The 5,151-nt window shown below is 73.5% G+C and carries 3 protein-coding genes; all 3 read left to right on the top strand.

What is annotated here, in order from left to right:
- Positions 1-1,888 (top strand): FAD-binding and (Fe-S)-binding domain-containing protein (locus AC2W7J_RS15635; RefSeq protein WP_485983526.1); only part of this gene is annotated, 1,888 nt, incomplete at its 5' end.
- Between the two features lie 11 nt (positions 1,889-1,899).
- Positions 1,900-2,631 carry a TIGR03936 family radical SAM-associated protein gene (locus tag AC2W7J_RS15630; RefSeq protein ID WP_427802580.1) on the top strand — a complete coding sequence of 244 codons (732 nt, stop codon included), beginning with the start codon at positions 1,900-1,902 and terminating at the stop codon, positions 2,629-2,631.
- 155 nt (positions 2,632-2,786) lie between these two features.
- Positions 2,787-5,151, top strand: a 2,365-nt coding sequence (locus tag AC2W7J_RS15625) for an Rne/Rng family ribonuclease (protein ID WP_485983524.1), incomplete at its 3' end; no start/stop codon positions are given.

The raw sequence follows: 5,151 nt of genomic DNA, 5'->3' as shown, positions 1-5,151 counted from the left end.
CGAGGTCCCCGGGGGACGACCCGGCGGCCGCGCAGGCCGCCGCCCGAGCGGGTCTGCCGCGATATCCCGCACACCGACTCGCTCGTCTCACCGACCCCGGCCCACGCCGCGCTCGCTGTGGAAGATCCGCGAGGACGGCGCCGGGCTGTCCTCGCGCTCGCCCCGCGACCGGCCCGCGCACGCGGGCTGGGAGGACGCGGCCGTGCCGCCGGAGCGGCTCGGCGACTACCTGCGCGACTTCGACGCGCTGCTCGACGAGCACGACGTGCAGGGCCTGCCCTACGGCCACTTCGGCGACGGCTGCCTGCACATCCGGCTCGACGTCGACCTCGACGCGCCCGACGCCACCGACCGCTACCGCCGGCTCGTCGAGCAGGCCGCCGACCTCGTCGCCTCCTACGGCGGCTCCCTCTCCGGCGAGCACGGCGACGGCCGGGCCCGCTCGGCGCTGCTGCCGCGCATGTACGGACCCGAGACGATGGCGCTCTTCGGCGCGGTCAAGCACGCCTTCGACCCGACCAACCTGCTCAACCCCGGGGTCCTCGTCGATGCCGCGCCCGTCGAGGCCGACATCCGCATCCCCGCGGCCCACAAGGTCACCGTGCCGCTCGCCTTCGGCTACGCGGGCGACGACGGGGACTTCAGCCAGGCCGTGCACCGCTGCACCGGGGTCGGCAAGTGCCGCGCCGCCGGCACGTCGAGCACGGTCATGTGCCCGAGCTATCTCGCGACGGGGGAGGAGAAGGACTCCACCCGCGGCCGCGCCCGCGCCCTGCAGGAGATGCTCAACGGGACGACGATCACCGACGGCTGGCGCTCGCCCGAGGTCCACGACGCGCTCGACCTGTGCCTGTCGTGCAAGGGCTGCGCCAGCGACTGCCCGACGGGCATCGACATGGCGACCTACAAGTCGGAGACCCTCCACCAGACCTACAAGGGCCGCATCCGTCCGCGCAGCCACTACTCGCTCGGCCGGCTGCCGCAGCTGGCCCGCGTCGCCTCGAAGATCCCCCGGGTCGCCAACGCCCTCACCTCGCTCCCGGGCATCAAGCGGCTCACCCTGCCCGCCGCGGGCGTCGACCCGAGGCGGAGCATCCCGACCTTCGCGCGGCAGACCTTCCGCTCCTGGGCCGCCGACGAGGGGCTCGTCGCCTCGGCCGCGCAGGCCGCCGGCACAGATCACCCCGTCGCGATCTTCGTCGACTCCTTCACCGACCACTTCTCGCCGCAGGTCGGGCGGGCCACCGTGGCCGTGCTGCGGGAGGCGGGGTTCACCCCTTTCGTCCCGGCGGAGGCGCTGTGCTGCGGCCTGACCTTCATCTCCACGGGGCAGCTCGACGCGGCGAAGAAGACGCTCGCCGAGGCCGCCCACGTCCTCGCCCCGGTCGTCGCCGCGGGCATCCCGGTCGTCGGCATGGAGCCGAGCTGCACCGCGGCCCTGCGCCACGACCTGCCGGCCCTCGTCGACTCCGGCGCGGCCCGGCAGGTGGCCGGGGGAGTGCGCACCGTCGCCGAGGTGCTCACCAGCGCCATCGACGAAGGGCGCTGGGTCGCCCCCGACCTCACCGGCACCGAGGTCGTCGCCCAGCCGCACTGCCACCACCATGCGGTGATGAGCTGGTCGGCCGACGAGGCGCTGCTCGCCCGCACCGGCGCGACGGTGACCCGGCTCGGCGGGTGCTGCGGGCTGGCCGGCAACTTCGGCGTCGAGCTCGGCCACTACGAGGTCTCGGTCAAGGTCGCCGAGCAGCAGCTCCTCCCGGCGATCCAGGCGGCCGGCCGCGACGCGGTCGTCCTCGCCGACGGCTTCTCGTGCCAGACGCAGATCGCCGACCTGTCGGAGCGGACCGGGGTCCACCTGGTCGAGCTGCTCGCGCGCGGCGCCTAGGCTTGACCTCCATGTCCCCGCAACGCACCCCCGACGGTCCGCCGCCACCGCCGGCGGTCCAGAAGCTGCGCATCCAGTACGCCCGACGCGGTCGGCTGCGCTACTCCTCGACCCGTGACTTCGGGCGCGCCCTCGAGCGGGCCCTGCGTCGTGCAGGCGTCCCGATGGCCTACTCCGCGGGCTTCCACCCGCACCCCAAGATCTCCTACGCCAACGGCGCGGCGACCGGCGCCGCGAGCGAGGCGGAGTACTTCGAGATCTCGGTGACCGAGCGGGTCGACCCCGACGCCCTCGGCCGGGCGCTCGACGCGGCCCTGCCCGACGGGCTCGACATCGTCTCCGTCGTCGAGGCCCAGCCGGGCGCACTCGCCGATCGGCTCCAGGCGAGCCGGTGGCTGCTGGAGTTCCCGGGCGTCGAGCTGGCCGATCTCGACCGGGCGGTCGAGGGCTTCCTCGCGCAGGACCGGGTCGAGGTCAGCCGGATGTTCAAGAAGGGCATGAAGTCCTACGACGCGCGCGAGCCCGTCATCCGGGCACAGACGGGTCTGTCCGACGAGGGCTGTGCGATACTGACGATGGTCGTGCGGCACACCACACCTGCCGTTCGCCCCGACGACGTCCTCAGCGCGATCACCGCTGCCACCTCGTTCGCGCCGACGCGATCGCCCAAGGCGACGCGCCTGGCGCAGGGGATCTGGAGCAGCGAGACCGAGAGCGTGGCCGACCCACTGGCCACCGACTGAGCCGTCGCCGGCCCCGACGGGGTGCCGCGCTGGGCGCGAGCCACGTCGAGGCAACACGGACTCTTCCGCGGGCGAGCGCCGCCACGCCGCACGGCGGCTGGACTGCACCCTCGGGTGCTGGTGTCGGGGTCCGGCCGGTGTGCAGGAGGTGCCACATGGCCACCGACAAGGACCAGCCGTCGACGACACGTCGGACCGCCACCGAGACCGAAGCGACCCCGGCCCCCGCGGCCGTCCCGAGCTTCGGTCTGCTCTTCCAGCCCCCGGCCCCCGCGCCGGCCCCGGCCCCGTCGTCCGGCCCCCGCAGCCGCAGGACCGTCGAGGACGACGAGGAGGACGAGGGCGACCAGCCCGACACCGACGAGGACTCCGGTTCGCAGGACTCCGGCTCGCAGGACGCCGACTCCGGCCAGGGCGAGGGCGGGCGCCGTCGCCGGCGACGTGGCGGCCGCGGCCGCAACAACCGCTCCGGTGACGACTCCGACGCCGGTCAGGACTCCGATGACTCCTCCAACGGCTCCGACGACGACGCGTCCGCCGAGGGCGACGACGAGCAGCAGCCCGAGGGCAAGGCCAAGGGCAAGGGCGGCCGTGGTCGCGGCGGCAAGAAGAAGCAGGACTCCGCCGACGACACGTCCGACACCGACGCCGACGCCGACGCCGACGCCGGCTCCGACGAGGACTCCGACGCCGACCAGGGCGAGGGTGACGACGAGGGCGGCAGCAGCTCGCGCCGTCGGCGCCGTCGCCGTGCGGTGGCGGCGGCGGTGGGCAACAGCGGCCAGGACGACCCGCCCGGCACGGTGACCAAGGTGCGCGAGTCGCGCCGCAACGAGCCCCAGTCGATCAAGGGCTCGACCCGCCTCGAGGCGAAGAAGCAGCGCCGCCGCGAGGGCCGCGAGGCCGGTCGCCGCCGCACGATCATTACCGAGGCCGAGTTCCTCGCCCGCCGCGAGAGCGTCGAGCGGGTCATGGTCGTGCGCCAGCACGGCGACCGCACGCAGATCGGCGTCCTCGAGGACGGCGTGCTCGCCGAGCACTACGTCTCCCGCGAGACGACCTCGACGATGGTCGGCAATGTCTACCTCGGCCGGGTGCAGAACGTGCTGCCGAGCATGGAGGCCGCCTTCATCGACATCGGCAAGGGCCGCAACGCCGTGCTCTACGCCGGCGAGGTCAACTGGGAGGCGCAGGGCGTCGGCAACGGCCAGGCCCGACGGATCGAGAATGCGCTGTCCGCCGGCGACTCCGTGCTCGTCCAGGTGACGAAGGACCCGATCGGCCACAAGGGCGCCCGCCTCACCTCGCAGATCTCCCTGCCGGGCCGCTACGTCGTCTACGTGCCGGGCGGCAGCATGACCGGCATCTCGCGCAAGCTGCCCGACACCGAGCGCTCGCGCCTCAAGGGCATCCTCAAGCAGGTCGTCCCCGACCACTCCGGCGTCATCGTGCGCACGGCGGCCGAGGGCGCCTCCGAGGCCGAGCTGACCGCCGACGTCGAGCGGCTCACCCGCGCCTGGGACAAGATCAGCTCCAAGGCCGAGAGCAAGAAGGGCAAGAAGGGCTCCGCCGGCGGCGCGCCCGTCCTGCTCCACGCCGAGCCCGACATGACCGTGCGGGTCATCCGTGACATCTTCAACGAGGACTTCGCCCGCATGGTCGTCGCCGGCGAGGGCGCCTGGCGCGAGATCAAGGGCTACGTCGACGACGTGGCGCCCGACCTGTCCGAGCGCCTCGAGCGCTGGACCGGGGACGGTGACGTCTTCGCCGCGCACCGCATCGACGAGGCGATCGCCAAGGCGATGGACCGCAAGGTCTGGCTGCCGTCCGGCGGCTCGCTCGTCATCGACCGCACCGAGGCGATGACGGTCATCGACGTCAACACCGGCAAGTTCACCGGCTCCGGGGGCAACCTCGAGGAGACGGTGACGAAGAACAACCTCGAGGCCGCGGAGGAGATCGTGCGCCAGCTGCGGCTGCGCGACATCGGCGGCATCATCGTCGTCGACTTCATCGACATGGTCCTCGAGGCCAACCGCGACCTCGTCGTGCGCCGCCTGCTCGAGTGCCTGGGCCGCGACCGCACGAAGCACCAGGTCGCCGAGGTCACCTCGCTCGGCCTGGTCCAGATGACCCGCAAGCGGGTCGGCTCCGGCCTCATCGAGGTCTTCTCCACCGAGTGCGAGCACTGCCACGGCCGCGGGATCATCGTCTCCAACGAGCCGGTGGCCCACGACCCGGGCGGTCACGCCGGGGGCGACCACGGCGGCAACCACGGTGGCGGCAAGTCCCGTCGCGGCCGGTCGAAGGGGGACAAGGAGTCCTCGCAGCAGCGGCCGGAGCCGGTCGAGGAGTCGACGACGCCAACGGCCGCACCGCGGCCCAGATCGCGGCGGCGGCCCACGCCGCGGCGATCAAGAACATCCGCCGGAGAGCCGGGCGAGGACGACGTCGCGCAGATCGCGCAGACCGAGGCCGAGGTCGCCGACCGAGCCGACGCCCCGAGCCGACCCGGACGCC

The sequence above is a fragment of the Janibacter sp. CFPM2_SD2 genome, assembly GCF_057364645.1.
Note: the sequence above shows the minus strand (reverse complement) of the source record. Positions and strands in the feature narration are given on the sequence as shown.